This is a genomic window from Candidatus Foliamicus sp. (assembly GCF_965221325.1).
In the GTDB taxonomy this organism is placed as follows: domain Bacteria; phylum Pseudomonadota; class Gammaproteobacteria; order Steroidobacterales; family Foliamicaceae; genus Foliamicus.
Map to the genome: position 1 here is coordinate 1,359,919 of NZ_OZ244880.1, position 14,734 is coordinate 1,374,652.

General features: G+C 60.1%; 10 protein-coding genes. 4 read left to right on the forward strand and 6 right to left on the reverse strand.

Annotated elements, in window-relative coordinates; translation table 11 throughout:
* Window positions 1–47 precede the first annotated feature (47 nt).
* The gene (locus ACWCOO_RS06030; RefSeq protein WP_446830097.1) at window positions 48–1,307 is read left to right on the forward strand and encodes an integrase; all 1,260 of its coding nucleotides are present in this window, start codon (window positions 48–50) and stop codon (window positions 1,305–1,307) included.
* Window positions 1,308–1,770: 463 nt separating this feature from the next.
* On the opposite strand, the gene ACWCOO_RS06035 is transcribed toward ACWCOO_RS06030, so the two are convergent.
* Together ACWCOO_RS06035 and ACWCOO_RS06040 are read right to left on the reverse strand one after the other, a co-directional pair.
* Window positions 1,771–2,988: a CpcT/CpeT family chromophore lyase gene (locus ACWCOO_RS06035; protein WP_446830098.1), complete on the reverse strand. Its 1,218-nt coding sequence runs from the start codon at window positions 2,986–2,988 to the stop codon at window positions 1,771–1,773.
* Between the two features lie 142 nt (window positions 2,989–3,130).
* Window positions 3,131–4,024, reverse strand: coding sequence for a LysR family transcriptional regulator (locus ACWCOO_RS06040; RefSeq protein ID WP_446830099.1), 894 nt, complete (start codon window positions 4,022–4,024; stop codon window positions 3,131–3,133).
* Window positions 4,025–4,326: 302 nt separating this feature from the next.
* On the opposite strand from ACWCOO_RS06040, the gene ACWCOO_RS06045 reads away from it, so the two are divergent.
* Entirely contained in the window at window positions 4,327–7,365 is a 3,039-nt protein-coding gene (locus ACWCOO_RS06045; RefSeq protein ID WP_446830100.1) for a TonB-dependent receptor domain-containing protein, read from the forward strand.
* A gap of 63 nt (window positions 7,366–7,428) precedes the next feature.
* Here the strand turns inward: ACWCOO_RS06045 and ggt are convergent, their stop codons facing one another.
* Window positions 7,429–9,162, reverse strand: coding sequence for a gamma-glutamyltransferase (ggt, locus tag ACWCOO_RS06050; protein WP_446830101.1), 1,734 nt, complete (start codon window positions 9,160–9,162; stop codon window positions 7,429–7,431).
* A 178-nt stretch (window positions 9,163–9,340) separates the two neighbouring features.
* Here ggt and ACWCOO_RS06055 point away from each other — a divergent pair, with 178 nt between their 5' ends.
* A complete protein-coding gene (locus ACWCOO_RS06055; protein ID WP_446830102.1) occupies window positions 9,341–10,336 on the forward strand; it encodes an NAD(P)H-dependent amine dehydrogenase family protein in 996 nt (331 codons plus the stop codon).
* Between the two features lie 46 nt (window positions 10,337–10,382).
* Here ACWCOO_RS06055 and ACWCOO_RS06060 read toward each other — a convergent pair whose 3' ends face one another.
* The 3 genes from ACWCOO_RS06060 to ACWCOO_RS06070 are packed head-to-tail and all read right to left on the reverse strand — an operon-like array spanning window position 10,383 to window position 13,670.
* Window positions 10,383–11,606, reverse strand: coding sequence for a class I SAM-dependent methyltransferase (locus ACWCOO_RS06060; RefSeq protein ID WP_446830103.1), 1,224 nt, complete (start codon window positions 11,604–11,606; stop codon window positions 10,383–10,385).
* Window positions 11,603–12,352 (reverse strand): DUF1365 domain-containing protein, encoded by a 750-nt coding sequence (locus tag ACWCOO_RS06065; protein WP_446830104.1) that lies wholly within the window; start codon window positions 12,350–12,352, stop codon window positions 11,603–11,605. The genes ACWCOO_RS06060 and ACWCOO_RS06065 overlap by 4 nt, the downstream gene beginning before the upstream one ends.
* Window positions 12,306–13,670, reverse strand: a complete 1,365-nt coding sequence (locus ACWCOO_RS06070; protein WP_446830105.1) for an NAD(P)/FAD-dependent oxidoreductase — start codon at window positions 13,668–13,670, stop codon at window positions 12,306–12,308. Before ACWCOO_RS06070 ends, ACWCOO_RS06065 begins: the two co-directional genes overlap by 47 nt.
* A 159-nt stretch (window positions 13,671–13,829) precedes the next feature.
* Between ACWCOO_RS06070 and ACWCOO_RS06075 the strand changes: the two genes are divergently transcribed.
* Entirely contained in the window at window positions 13,830–14,684 is an 855-nt protein-coding gene (locus ACWCOO_RS06075; RefSeq protein ID WP_446830106.1) for an acyl-CoA desaturase, read from the forward strand.
* The last annotated feature ends 50 nt before the right edge of the window (window positions 14,685–14,734 follow it).

Here is a 14,734-nt window from a genome sequence, read left to right on the forward strand (position 1 = left end):
ATCCAACAGGAGATGAGCCTGTAGTCGTGCGTTGGGATCATCGGAGGATGATCGTGACGTTACAGGTCGAACGGGTTCGGAGCCTGGAAGAGGTTCGGGCCTTTGTGGGGGGCAGCGAGGCGGTGGATTTTGCCATCTCGGATCGTGTGGGGATTTACACTTTGGTTCGGCGTACGCTGGTGCGCTTGGAGTATCACCGTCTGGGCAAGGCGGACAAGGGCCTGGTGAAGCGTTATCTGGGCAAGGTGACGGGGGTCTCCAGGGAGCAGTTGACGCGCTTGATTGCGCAGCACCGGTCCACGGGGCGGATCGAGGATCGCCGCGGCGGGGCGCCGGCGCAGCCGTTTGCGCGCCGTTACACGCCGGCCGACGTGCGTCTTCTGGCGGAGGTGGACGCGGCCCTGGGCCAGATGTCCGGGGCGGCCACGCGCTGTTTGCTGCGCCGCGAGTGGGAGGTGTTCGGCAACGCGCGCTTCGCGCGCCTGTCGAAGCTGTCCAACGGGCATCTGTATTACCTGCGCAAGTCGCGGACCTACCGCAGTGTGCGCCGAGTCTTCACGCACACCCGCCCGGCCGCCGTGGCCATCGGGGTGCGCCGGCGGCCCGAGCCGAAGGGCCAGCCGGGATTCTTGCGCGTGGATACCGTGCATCAGGGGGACCAGAACGGCGTCAAGGGGCTGTATCACATCAACGTGGTCGATGAGGTCACGCAATACCAGCATGTGGGCAGTGTGGCGGCGATCTCGGAAGCCTTCCTGCTCCCGGTGCTCGAAGCGCTGATCGAAGCCTTTCCCTTTGTTGTAAAGGGCTTCCACGCCGATAACGGCTCCGAATACATCAACCATCAGGTCGCGGCGCTGCTGATGAAGCGGCATGTGGGGGAGTTCACCAAGTCCCGGCCCCGGCAGTCGCACGACAACGCCCTGGTGGAGAGCAAGAACGCCTCGGTGATCCGCAAGTGGCTCGGCTACAGCCATATCCCGGTGCACTTCGCACCATCCGTCAACGCGTTCAACCGGGACTGCTTGTCTCCCTTTCTCAACCACCACCGCCCGTGCCTGTTCCCCACCGAAGTTATCGACACCAAAGGCCGGGCGCGCAAGCGCTATCCCGACAGCAACGTCATGACGCCCTACGAGAAGCTGAAGTCGCTGGAAAACGCCGGGCAGTACCTGCGCTCCGGCGTCACCTTCGATGAGCTCGACGCCCTGGTTCTCAAGACCAGCGGCTTTAAGGCCGCGCAAGCGCTGACCCGCGCACGCAACGACCTGTTTATGCAAATCGGCAAAGCGCTCGCCGCCGCCTGAGCGCCGATCCCCCAAGCTCGTCCTGTGGAGTTGTGGACGAGTCCTGCGGACCGGCCCGCGCCCTGCGGGACATGGGGACAGCCCGTGGATAACGCTTGCGCGTTACCCACCGCCTGACCCCACTCGCGGGCCTCTCGACCACAACCCCACAGGACCCGCCACCAGAAACTTTGGATCAGGAAGATAAACCCGCCGCAGAACCCTTGAACACCCGGCACTCCAACCTCAAGATAGAAACCCTGGCAGCAACAATCCCAGCCACGACTACCGCTCCGATCCAACCCACCGCTTCAGGCTCATTTCCGTATTGGATTACGCTTTGGAGACAGGGGACATTACTGCTTTGGGCTAGCAGGTTTAATGCAAACCTGATCTTTCAGAGGCAGTTGCAATATATTTAACATAATATACATTATGCCCGAGAGATAACGATCAGCCTTATGGGCCGCCGGCTGCCTGTTCCCTAGTACTGCGCATCGTCCGGCAGCGGACCGGAGACCCTTACTTCATCGATCAGCGTCCGTCGGACAATACGCCCATCGCGCATGTATTGCGTCGCCCTCATGCGCACATCCGGGTCGCCCGGGTTGAAGCTGACGACTTCCGAAACCGTCAAGCCGGAGCCGTCCTTGAATTCCATCAGGAACACCGAAGTCCGCCCCGCTTTGTCATCGGCGATCGCCTTGGCCCAGCCTTCGAGCCGGTCGTTGAAAAAGCGCAAGCGGTCCACATCCCACTTGCCATAGCTTTCAATGCGCTGTTCCGCGTCGGTGTCCGGATTGAGAAGGTTGACCTGGTGATAGTCGTGAACTTCGCCATCGGGCAACAGCCGCACGACGATCCTCGATGGCAGTGTTTCGATCAATTTGCCTTCCGGGTCAACCCGGCGGAACACACCTTCCCAGATACCCTCCATTTTCGCGGTCAGCGGCGCGCGACGGCGCAACTCGGTGCGGGAAATCCGGTCGCCATTGCCAAGTAGTGGTTCGGCAGCAAGACGGTCGAATCGCAGCCAGGAAAAGCCGTCTATTTCGCCTCGAATGGAGCCGTCCACGACCTTGATGGATCGATCCCGATACCAGAGTCGGTGGCGGTCAAGCACCATGTCGAACTCGGCGTAAACCGGTCCGCTTTGCGGATGCTCATAGCGGCACGCCTGTGGCCGCATGCCGCCCTTGAAGCGCTCTGTATCCGGTTCCCAGCGAAAAAACAGATTGCATTCGGAAACAAGAAACAGATCCTCACGGTCCAGCTTATTGACTTCCTCCAATGCAATCGGCGGCCGGTCGTAGGCTTGCTCGAGTGAAGTGAAAAGCTGTTCGACTTCGATTTCTCCGCTGCTTTCGCGCCACACCAAGGACATGACGCGCTGCCGGTGCGCCAAGTGTGGCTGATCCATCTTCACCTCTTCGAGAAACAGCACCACGTTGCCAATGGCCGGCATATCGAGACGATGTACGCGCATGTCGCGCACGAGTCGTACCGCCTCCGGATAATCCGGTTCCCGATTGAGCCGCTCGGCCTTGGCCTGCCGTTCGTTCGAGAATGACCCGGTCCAATAGTTGGCAAAGGTCTCGAGCAGTTCGGCGCCGTCCACCGAGTCGGCGCCCAGAGCCACCGGCCCATGCGCGCCAAGCAAGACGGCGGTGAGAAAAACCGCTGGGAAATGATTGGATTGCATCAATATTGACCTCATGTGTTTGCAGTTCGGTGCGCGTGTGCGTGGGCTCATTTTCGTGGTGGCGCCACTACTACTGTCCAGCCGATTTCAATTTGGAGCGAGCATAACCCACTGTGGGGCCAGTTCGCCGCCGCCTCTACCCTCACCTGCACAGAAACTCACTCGTTCTGATCCGCAGATGCTTCACAAACTCGCGGGCAACTGCAGAAAGCGGCCGGGAGTCCAGATGGATGACCGAAATCGGAAACCGAATCGTGGGCTCCAGGCGGCAGATCTTGACGTCACCATGGCCCGAAGACAGCGCGGTGATCTTGTCTATGATCGTAATCCCGGCCCCTTCTGCTACCAGCGACTTGGCGATGTGGTAGGTATCGCAACTGACCAGCGTCTTGAGCTCCGTGCTCCGTTCCTCCAATTGTCTGGTCAGCATCTGTCCAAGAGGACTTCTGCCGCTAAGCTTGATGAACGGCAGATTGGCCAAGTCCCGGATGCTCAGCACCTGCTTGCCCGAGATCTTCAAGTCCTGCGGCGCGAGCACCACGAACTCGGTGGTCGCGATTGTGTCGATTCCCAAACCGGGTTTGGCGGGTGGATCGAAGGCAACGCCGATGTCAATGCGCTGTTCCTCCAGTGCGAGCGCCATCTCTTCGTAGTGAAGGGTTTCAATTTCAAACGCCGTGTTTCCGTGCGTAAGCAGGAACGACGCGATCGTTGATGGCAGCAAGTGGAGACCGAACGCGGGCGTGGCGGCGACCCGAATGCGAGACTCGTCGGATGAATGGAGATTGTGCGCCAGGCGCCGAAGCTGTTCCATGTTCTGGTAAACGGTGGATACACTCTTGAACAGTCGATGTGCTTCGGGTGTAGGTATCAGCGCGCCGCGAACGCGCTCGAACAGCGCGTAGCCCAGGACCTGCTCCGCATGCGCCAGCACCTTGCTTACGGATGGCTGGGTGACATTGAGTACCTTGGCGGCGGCAGTCACGGAACCGTTGGTGTAAACGGCGTGAAATACTTCGGCGTGGCGCAGTCTCATATCGACATCATGCGAATGGATATTCTGGAAAGTTATACACAGCACCAGGATTTGGCGCAACAAAAAACGGCACACGTCAGCCTCAATCGCAAGCAATTGGAAACAAGAAACCCGAATTGGGCCAGATTAAAGTATTGCCTGTGGTTATATCTTGCCGCTTGATTGGAATTTGCCAATGCCGAACTGCTGATTGATACTTGATTGGGGCGGTTTTGCATCAGGGCTCAACGATCAGGGAGAACTATTGCGGGTTTTGCTTGCTTGCTCAATCGCTCGAAAGCTTGAAACGAAGGGGAACAGAAATGATCTTGTCGCTATCGAAACACCCGAGGAAGGCAGCCGGTCTTCGCAACACGCTACTGCTGTCCGGCTTGGCGGCATTTGCGCTTCAAAGCGTCCAGGCGCAGGAGGAAGAAGCTGCGGACCGCGCTATTGAAGAAATCGTTGTGACCGGGACGCACATCGAAGGAGCCGATGTGGAGGGGCTTTTGCCGGTCACGGTGATAGGGATCGAAGACATACGAACAACCGGCGCCGAGATCGGCGATGAGCTTCTTCGGGCGATCCCGCAGTTCGGCTCGATCGGAATGACGCATGTTCGAGGCGGCATTACGGGCGTAAACGCTGCGCGGGGAGATGTTGCGTCGTTCAACCTGAGAAGCTTGGGCGAAGGCAATACGCTGGTTCTGATCAACGGCAGGCGAATGGTCCTGCACCCTATTACGCAGACCAGCACCGCTTTCGGCGTGCCTGTTGCGTCGGCAAATGCCAACACCTTGCCGATTGCCGGGCTCGACCGGGTGGAAGTGCTGCGCGACGGCGCGGGCTCCTTGTATGGAGCTGATGCCGTTGCGGGTGTTGTCAACTATGTCATCGACGACAGGTTCGACGGCGCCGAGGCATCGATTCGCTATGGCGCCGAGAACGGCACGGGCCGGGATGATGTGTCGGTGAACGGTGCGATCGGCTTCGAATTGGGCGACGGCGCTACCCACCTGCTGCTGTCCGGAAGCTACATGTCCAGCACCGGCGTACTGGCCTCCGAAAAATCCTATTCGGCCACGCAGGACAATCGCTCGCGGGCGCCGGAAGAGTTCAGGTCGGACGTGAGTTTGGACGGGCGTTCCAGCCTGGAGCCCTATTCCCTCGTGAATTTCACAGGATTGGGTTCATTTCATGTTCGGCCTGCAAACCTGGTAACCGATCGCGGCGGCATGCTCGGAGTGGAGGATTGCGGCGGCCGGGGGCTGGCCGGCGCTGATTTGGTCTATAGCGACGGGGTACAGGACTTGTGCCTGGACTCCAGCGGTCAGGATCGCGCCTTGCGTCCCAATCGCAATGAGGTCAAGTCGCTGACGCCGGATACTGACCGCATCAATCTCTATGCCCGCCTTGGGCACGACATGGATAACGGCTGGGAACTGTACGGCGAAGGTTCCTACTACTACTCGAATGTTGATCGCGTTTGGGAGCAGGCGGCGATTCTGAGCAATGGACGCTTCTTTGTGCCGGCGGACTACTATTGGAACCCGTTCGGGCCCGTCAACTTTGATGACGGCCGCCAGAACCCGAACCGGCTGCCCGGCCTCGACACGGCTATCGTTCCCGCTGAAGGCCTCGGCTTTCTGCTAGTCGGCCATCGGCCGGTCGATCTGGGCCCCAGGCGGGTTGAAGTGGAGGGCTCCAGCTATCGCATGTTGCTGGGTCTGCAAGGCAATCTGGGAGATTGGGATCTCGATACCGCTGTCTGGCACAGCGAGGCGCGCGTGGACGATACCGCCAGCAATCGCATCAGTACGCCGCTTTTTCAGGCGCAGATGACACTGGATACCCCGGACGCCTACAACATTTTTTCCGGCGTCAATCCGAACGATTCGACAAGCATCACAGACTTCACGCCCAATCCGCAGTCAAGCATCGATCCTTTCCTGGTCAGCGCATCACGGGACGTCAAGACGACGCTAACGGCCGTCGATTTTCGCGCCTCAAGGCCGGACATGTTTTCGTTGCCGGCCGGTGATGCGGCTATCGCCGTTGGGGCCGAGTTTCGGCGCGAGGAACTGGACGAAGACAACAGCGCAATCTTTGACGGTTCAACACCCTATATCGATCCGCTCAACTCGAATCTAGGCCCCGGAGAGGTAACCAATCTCAGCAGTCTGCAAGGCAGTAGCGTTCGACCCGACGTGCGCGCGGACCGCGATGTGTCGTCACTGTATGCAGAACTCCTGCTTCCGCTGCTGGCGGGCAGCGACGGCGTGCCAACCCTCACGGCACAGATCGCAGCCCGGTTCGAAGATTTCAGCGACGTTGGCAACATAACCCGGCCGAAGATCGCGCTCTCCTGGTATCCGGCTCTGTGGTTGCAGCTGCGAGGTTCCTACTCGGAGGGCTTCAGAGCGCCGAATCTGATTCAGTTGAACTCGCCGGGCACGTCCATCACGACCTCGATACAGGATTTTGCCGAGGGGATACTGCTCGGAACAGGTGACCTGAACAGTGGCCCACCCAACGGAAATTACATTCTGGAAACCTCGGGCAACGCGGCACTCAAACCGGAAGAGAGCGAACAGACGAGTATCGGCATTGTGTTGACCCCCGCGGAAGGCCTCACACTGACACTTGATTGGTGGGAGATCGAATCGACTGGAGCCGTGGGCGTGTTCACGGACGAAAACGAATCCCGTCTTGATGCCGTGCTGCGCGCTGAAGGCAGCTCGAACCCCGCCGTATTTCGTGGTGTACCGGACGCAGCAAATCCGCTCGGCGAAATTGTCAGAGTCGTGCGCCGCTATGAAAACCTCAATACGCGAAACGTGAACGGTTACGACGTTCAAGTTATCTATGCACTGGAATCTCCCCTCGGCGCCTTCGATTTCCGGCTGAACTGGGCCGAGTTGACGGACTTCGACCAGGAAGCCGGCGGTAATGCGGCGCGGCTGGTAGCGGCCGGCGCCAACCCGAGCGTACTCGGGGCCACCGTCGGCTCGCTCATTCGGCGGGAATTCTTCCCCGAGCGGCGCGCCACATTGAGTGCGCGCTGGCGCAGCAATAGTGCGCTTTGGGAAGTGGGCGCGTTCGGCTCCTACGTAAGCGACGTGTTCGAACCGTCGGTAACGAATGCGGATGGCGACTTCATGCAAGTGGACGCGATGACCGTCGTGAATGTTCATGCGTCGCGCTACGATTTGCTTGGACAGGGAAGCACTATCCGCCTCGGGATCACCAATGTCTTCGATGAAGATCCGCCGCTCGCCTCGGAGTCATTCGGATTCGAGGGCGAATTGCATACCAGCCGCGCGCAGTACGTGTATCTGAGCCTGAGCCGCAGATTCAGATAAATTCTGCAGGGTGGCAGGCTGCATGAACCCCGGAAGGCGGAATGCCGCCTTCCGGGGCTCTTGTTATTCTGTTCCCAATGTAAGCGCGTTCGGGCGCCGGGGATCGGACGAACCGAAGAGATAACGAGTTCCCACGGCAATGGATTGCGTGCTACCCATCGTGAAGGTCTCTTCCACAGTGTGCCCCAGCGATTCGAGAATCGCGAGAGTGTCGAGATTGAAGCCTGGTTCGACCTCGAGCACGTCAGGAATCCACTGGTGATGTATGCGGCGTTGATTGGTGGCCTCGGCGATGTTCATCTGGAAGTCGATGACGTTCACGATGGTCTGGATAACAGCCGTGATGATGCGGCTCCCGCCGGGACTGCCGACGACCAGAAACACCTCGCCATCCTTCATCACGATCACCGGGGACTGCGAACTTACCGGGCGCTTGCCCTCCTCTACCCTGTTGGCATGACTGGCAATGAATCCTTCGGCGCCTTCGATGCCGGCCCGCACGGAAAACGTGTGTATCTGGTTATTCAGCAGAATGCCGGTGCCAGATACCGTGAGGCCTGACCCGTAGGAGGACGACAAGGTATAAGTATTCGAGACCGCCGTCCCATTTGCATCCACGATCGAATAGTGGGTTGTCGAATCGCCTTCGCCGAGTGACGCGAGGCCTCCGCTGATCGCGGCTGAAGATGTTGCACGATCCATGCGAATGAGCGAGGCCCTCCGGGCCGCGTAGTCCTTGTCCGTAAGTTCGCTTACGGGCACGTCGAAAAAGGCGGGATCCGACAGGTAGTTGCCGCGGTCGGCAAATGCCAGTTTCATGGTCTCGGCCATGATGTGCAGGGAGCGCGCCGAGTAGCCCCAATTCCGCAGTGGAAAGTTCTCCAGAATGTTGAGTGCTTGCACGATTGCTATGCCTCCCGAACTCGGCGGCGGCATGGAGACAATCTCGTAGCCTCGATAATCTCCTCGTATCGGGGTGCGCACGATCGCCTGGTAGCCGGCGAGGTCGCGCCGATCGATATGGCCGCCGAATCGCGCCATGTCCGAGACGATACGCTCGGCAAGCTCACCGCGATAGAACACATCCGGCCCCTCCTGGGCAATCAGACGCAAGCTGCGGGCGAGCTGCGGACGGCGCATGATGTCGCCGGCGGCGTATGGTTTGCCGCCGCCCTGGTAGAGGGCATCTGCGGTTGCCTCGTTCTGCGTCAACCACTCGTGTTTGGCGGCCAGCAATTCCGCCAGGTCGTGATTGACCACGAATCCATCCTCGGCAAGGCGGATGGCCGGGGCCAACAAGTCACTCCACGCCAGCGAACCGCCTTCCTGCCAGGCCTTGTAGAGGCCGGCGACCGTGCCGGGAACGCCAACGGCAGGCCAGTCGAATCGGGAGCTATCCCGTTTATCTCCTTTTTCGTCGAGAAAATCCTGGGCAGTGACCCCGGAAGGCGCCGTTTCCCGGTAATCTATGGTGTAGGACTGCTCCTTCGCAGCGTCGTGCACAACCATGAATCCGCCGCCGCCAATATTGCCTGCGCGGGGAAGCGTTACGGCGAGGGCGAATCCGACTGCCACGGCAGCATCGATGGCGTTGCCTTGTCGGTTCAGAATATCAATTCCGACCTGCGTCGCGATATCGCTTTGCGTCGAGACCATCCCGCCCGTCGATACCACCGGCGCAAACACGTCGTTGTAACGAACGATGTACGCATCCTTGGCGATGTTGTAGGGGCCTTCATGGTTTTCGGCTAACGCGAATGCGGGTTTGAAAAGCAGCAGTGCGGCGAGCGAAAACATCGCCGCTCTATTCGTACAAACGCTGGTTTTCATCAGATGGAACACCTCTGTGACAAGAAATTCGGCAAACGGCCGCGAGCAAGCAGAACCGCTGTCTATACGCACGCGAAAAATTGGAATTTGCCGGCTATTGCGCTAACGGGCATGCTTACGCCCACGATGAAAGTGAGCTCACACCATGATTGAACACATCAAGGCCCTGCAGTTGGGCTGCGGGCCAATCGGCCGTAGCATCGCGAAACTGGCGGCATCGAGATCCAATATTGATATTGTCGGCGCTGTGGACCCGGCCTTGGCAGGGCGTGACGTGGCTGAAGTCTTCGACGATCGAAAACTGAATGGAATGAAGATCTCCGGCGACGCGCGAGCAACGATTGAACGAACAAGCCCCGATATCGTGTTGCACGCGACAAGTTCGTCGCTGGAACAAGTGATGCCGCAATTCGAGCAGATTCTGGATTTCGGCGTGGATATCGTCTCTACCTGCGAGGAGATGTCATATCCCTTTTTCCATCAACCAAGACTATCACGGAAACTCGATGAACTTGCCCGGCAAAATGGCGCAACGATTCTCGCAAACGGCGTGAATCCGGGCTTTCTCATGGATGTCTGGCCGGTGTTCATGACCGGCGTGGTGCAGGATGTCGAATCGATAGTCTGTATTCGGCTGCAGGACGCAGCGCATCGCCGTTTACCGTTCCAGAAGAAGATCGGCGCGGGGCTCAGCGTCGATGACTTTCAGCAACGGGTCGCCAATGGAAAAATCCGCCACGTGGGCCTTCCCGAATCGGTGGCTATGATCGCCGCTGGTCTTGGTTTTCGGTTGGATGATGTTGCCGAGACGATTGAGCCGGTTATTGCGACACGGAAAGTGAGCAGCACCAAGCTGTCGGTCGCTGCGGGCCAGGTGGCAGGCGTAAGGCAAGTCGCGAATGGCATTGTTGCCGGCGCCGAAGTCATTCGACTCGAATTCAATGCTTACATTGGCGCGCAGGACCCTTACGACGCTGTCCACATCAAGGGTATGCCGGACCTGGATGTGGTGATCAAAGGGGGTGTGCATGGTGACCTGGCCACCGCTTCGGCGGTTGTAAATGTAGTCCCTCGCGCCATCAATGCGCCGCCCGGACTGAAGACAATGATCGATATCCCACCTGCTGCGGCATTCCGATAAGAAGGCTGGGCGCAGCCTAGGCGATATATCGCAAACTGGGGCTCGTTCAAGCAGCGCGTGGTTTGGCGAACAGCATCTGGGCGTCGCCTATCGTGCGCTCGGCAAAGCCCGCTTCGCAGTAGCGGAAATAGAACTCGTACATGCGGATGAATTCTTCCGGGTAGCCGAGCTCGCGGATAGCGTTGTGGTTGCGCGCCAGCGCGGCCGCCCAATGCTGCAATGTGCGCACGTAGTGGCTGCCGATGTCCTCCATTTCTACCAGCCGAAGGTCCGTGCGGCGGCGCACCGCGCCCATGATGGCCTCCACCGACGGCAGGAATCCGCCAGGGAAAATGTACTGCTTGATGAAGTCCACGGTTTTCAGCGCCTGACGATAGTTCTGATCCGTAATGGTGATGGCTTGCAGCGCCATGCGGCCATCATCAGCCAGCAGTTCGCTGCAACGCTGAAAATAAAGGTCCAGGTACTGCGCCCCCACGGCCTCGATCATTTCGATGGAAATCAGGCGGTCGAAGCGGCCCTTCACGTCGCGGTAGTCCTGCAAGCGCAACTCGACGAGGTCGGATACGCCGGCCGCCTTGATCCGGCGGCTGGCTTCGGCGAACTGGCGCTGGGAAATGGTGATGCTCACTACTCTGCAGCCGTACTCCCGGGCCAGGTGTATCGCGCACGCGCCCCAGCCGCTGCCGATTTCCAGCACCCGCATTCCCGGCTCCAGCGCAAGCATGCCGCACAGCCGGTCGAGCTTGGCGATAGAGGCCTGCTCCAGTTCGACTTCGTCGGTTTCGAAGTACGCGCAGGAGTAAAGCATGGTGGGGTCCAGCACCAACTCGAAGAAGTCGTTGCCCACATCGTAGTGCTGCGCAATATTTCTTTTCGCCCCTACCCGCGTATTGCGCCGCCAGGCGTAGGCGGCACGGCGTAGCAGACCGGCCACGCGGGTCATTGGGCCTTCCAGACCTTCGAGCACGTCGCGCTCGCGAAGCAGGACTCGCAGCAGCGCCGCAAGATCGGGAGAACGCCATTGGCCCGCCATGAACGACTCTCCCGCTCCCACCGAACCGCCCAGCGCGACAGTGCGCCAAAGTGCACTATCCAGGACTTCCAGCCTGGCCGCTGGGGCCGCCTCCCCGCAATCCACGCCGCCCACAACCAGCGACCGGCCGCCTTCGACGATTTCCAGTTTGCCGCTGCGCAAGCGGCCGAGACGCGACAAGATGGGTCCGCGCCAGGCGGACGGCGGCAGCCCCGCTTGAGACGCCGGTTTCATCGGCCCGGGTGCGCCATGGGTTGTACGCCCTTCCGCCACAAACGCAGCGCATTGAGATGGATGCGGAACGTAACGTTGGCGGTCATCAGCGGAAACCGCAGCAGGCTGCGTGCAAGCGCACCCGTTGTCATTTCCCGCCGGGCGAGCGCGAGACTGGTCTGTAGCGCTGAATCGTTCCCGCGGCGAACATCAATGCTGAGCGACAGCCGGTCACCCGGGACGCCGGCCCAGCAGCGGTAGTAGAGATCCATGGACAGAAATGGAGAAACATGCATGTCCTTCGGAAAATCAAACAGTTCTCCCCTGCCCCCTCGCTTGGATGAAGTGACCGGCAGCACATAGCATGTGCGTTCCTTCCAGGGCGTATTGCTGACCTCCAGTACATAGCAGCGCGGTCGTGGGTCATCCGCCGCGTAGCAGTAATAGACCGAGATCGGATTGAATACATAGCCAAAATAACGCAAGTGGGTCAGCAACCTCACCGGTCCGTTCAGCCGCAAGCCGCAACGCTCCTGCACCAGCGCGCGAACACCCGCTGCCAGATCGCGTTGTGTGCCGTCTAGGTGATCGCTGGCGCGGTATTCGGCGATGGCCGGCCGGCGAGTGGACCAAAACCAGCGCCCGGCAAACACTTCGTCCAACTCGTCCAGGTCCAGGTAGGCCATGAACAGGCGGTATTGAAACGCATGCGGCGCGGGCTTATGCCTCGTGTGCCGAACCCAGCCCTCGTAAATTGCGCTGTGCATACTGCGATTGTGCCTGAACAAGGGTCTCTGAGGCCCACTTGCGCAGGTCTCGCGCCGCCTTCAGGCCACTGTTCAGCCCGTCCTCGTGAAAGCCCCAACCGGCCCAGGCCCCGCAATAGAAGCGGCCGCCTACGCTGTTCAACTCCTCCAGGCGCCGCTGCGCGGCAAAAGCCGCCGCGCTGTAGGCCGGATGCGAGAACTCCAGCGCACCAATGCGCTTTGACGGTGAAATGTCCAGGAGTGGGTTGATGGTTACGCAGACAGGCTCAGGGCATTCGAGGTGCTGAAGCATGTTGAGGTTGTAGGTTACCGATGCGCGCTCGCCGGCACCGGAACCTCGGTAGTAGTTCCAGGATGCCCAGGCCCGTTTCCTTCTGGGCAGTACGCGCGCGTCGGTATGCACCACTGCCTCGTTGCGCTGATACGGAATGGCACCCAACACCTGGTTCTCAAGCGCGGTAGGGTCCTGCAGCAGCGCCAGCGCCTGATCGCTGTGGACGGCTACCACGACGGCGTCGTGGGTCTCCAGACCGGCAGCCGTTGCAATACGCACTTTCCCGGCATCCGATCGAATACCGCATACCGGCGTGTTCAGCTTCAGCCGCCCGCGAAATTGGCGCAGCACGGCATCCACATAGCGACTCGAACCGCCCGGGATCATGCGCCACTGGTGGTGCCCTCTGGCCCCCAACAGCATGTGATTGTCCATGAAGCGCAGCAGATACAGGCTCGGAAAACCTTCCATCATCTCGACCGGCGACGACCATATCGCCCCAGTCAGGGGCAGCAGGTAGTCGTTGGCCAGCTCCGGACCGTAGCGCCCCTGAGCTATGAAATCCCTTACGCTCAGCGCGGCCAGCTCCTGCTCTCGTTCGGCCAGTGCGCGCTTGGCGTCGCGATGAAAGCGCAGGATATCGCGCAGCATTCGGTAATGCCTGGGCCGGAAAAGGTTCCGGCGCTGCGCGAATAGCTGATTCGTGGTGCTGCCCTGGTATTCCAGGCCGGTGCGGTCGCAGCGCATGCTGAAGCTCATAGCCGTATCGCGTGAAGCAACATCAAGTTCTTCAAGCAAACACTTGAATAACGGATAATTAGCGTTGTTGAACACCATGAAGCCGAGATCGGCCCGGTATTCCCGCCCGAATCTCTCGAAACGCAAGGTGTGCGCATGCCCTCCTGCCCGGCCGCGCGCCTCGTAGAGCGTCACATCATGGTCGGCGTCCAGGTCCCTGGCCGCGGCAAGGCCCGAAATACCGGCGCCCACTACTGCGACGTCAAGGCGCAGGGAAGCCGAAAGTGCATTCTGTTCGCTTTTCACGCCAAGGCCTGTGGACGATTCAATCGCGTGCAACGCCGGGCCGTCATGTTATCCCCGCGATCCCCTGCTTAAACTCTCGGACGGCTATAATTCGCTCCCGTTGAGCGTGTCGGATTCAAACGCTGGAGCGGGGGTCTGCACGGAAGCACGAGGGGTGTGATGAAAAAGGCGCAATACAAGGCGCGAGCCGTGATCATCGGAATGATCGGCTTTCACGTGGCCTGCTTTGGCGCCCTGCTTACTGGGGTAAGCAAGACAGCGCTGATCGTCGCAGGCTCGCTCTACTTTCTGCGTGCATTCGGAGTTACGGCCGGCTACCACCGCTTGCTGGCCCATTCGTCCTATAACGCTTCGCGCCCAGTGCGCTTCCTGCTGGCCTTTCTGGGCAGTTGCGCGACCCAGGGCGGTCCCTTGTGGTGGGCCTCCCACCATCGCAGGCACCACCGCTACTCCGAGCGCGAGCAGGATGTGCATTCGCCGATTCAGCGGGGCTTCTGGTACGCGCACATCGGCTGGATGTGGGACTCGGAGTGCTTCCAGGGCAGCTTCGCCAACGTCAAGGATCTCCACCGCTACCCCGAGATCAAGCTCCTGCAGAAGGGCTACCTGTTCCTGATAGCCGGACAGGCGGTGTTCCTGTTCGGGCTGGGCGTGCTGCTCAACGCGCTGGCTCCGGAACTGGGAACCAGTGGGTCGCAGTTGCTCGTATGGGGCTTTTTCATCAGCACCGTCGCCTTGTGGCATGCGACGTTCATGGTCAACTCCGTCTGCCACCTTTGGGGCACGCGGCCCAACGCCGCCGGGGACGGAAGCCGCAACAACGTGCTGGTTGCACTGCTCACGCTCGGCGAAGGCTGGCACAACAACCACCACCGTTGGGCCTATTCAGCCCGCCATGGGCTGCGCTGGTGGCAACTGGACGTTACCTGGCTCACTTTGCTGCTCATGAAGCAGCTTCGCCTGGTGAGAGACCTCCGGCTGCCGGCCCGCAACCCGGCGCCGGCCAGAGCCTGAGTTCCCAAGGCTTGGTGAAGGTTGCGGATCAATCCGCAACTTGCAACAGT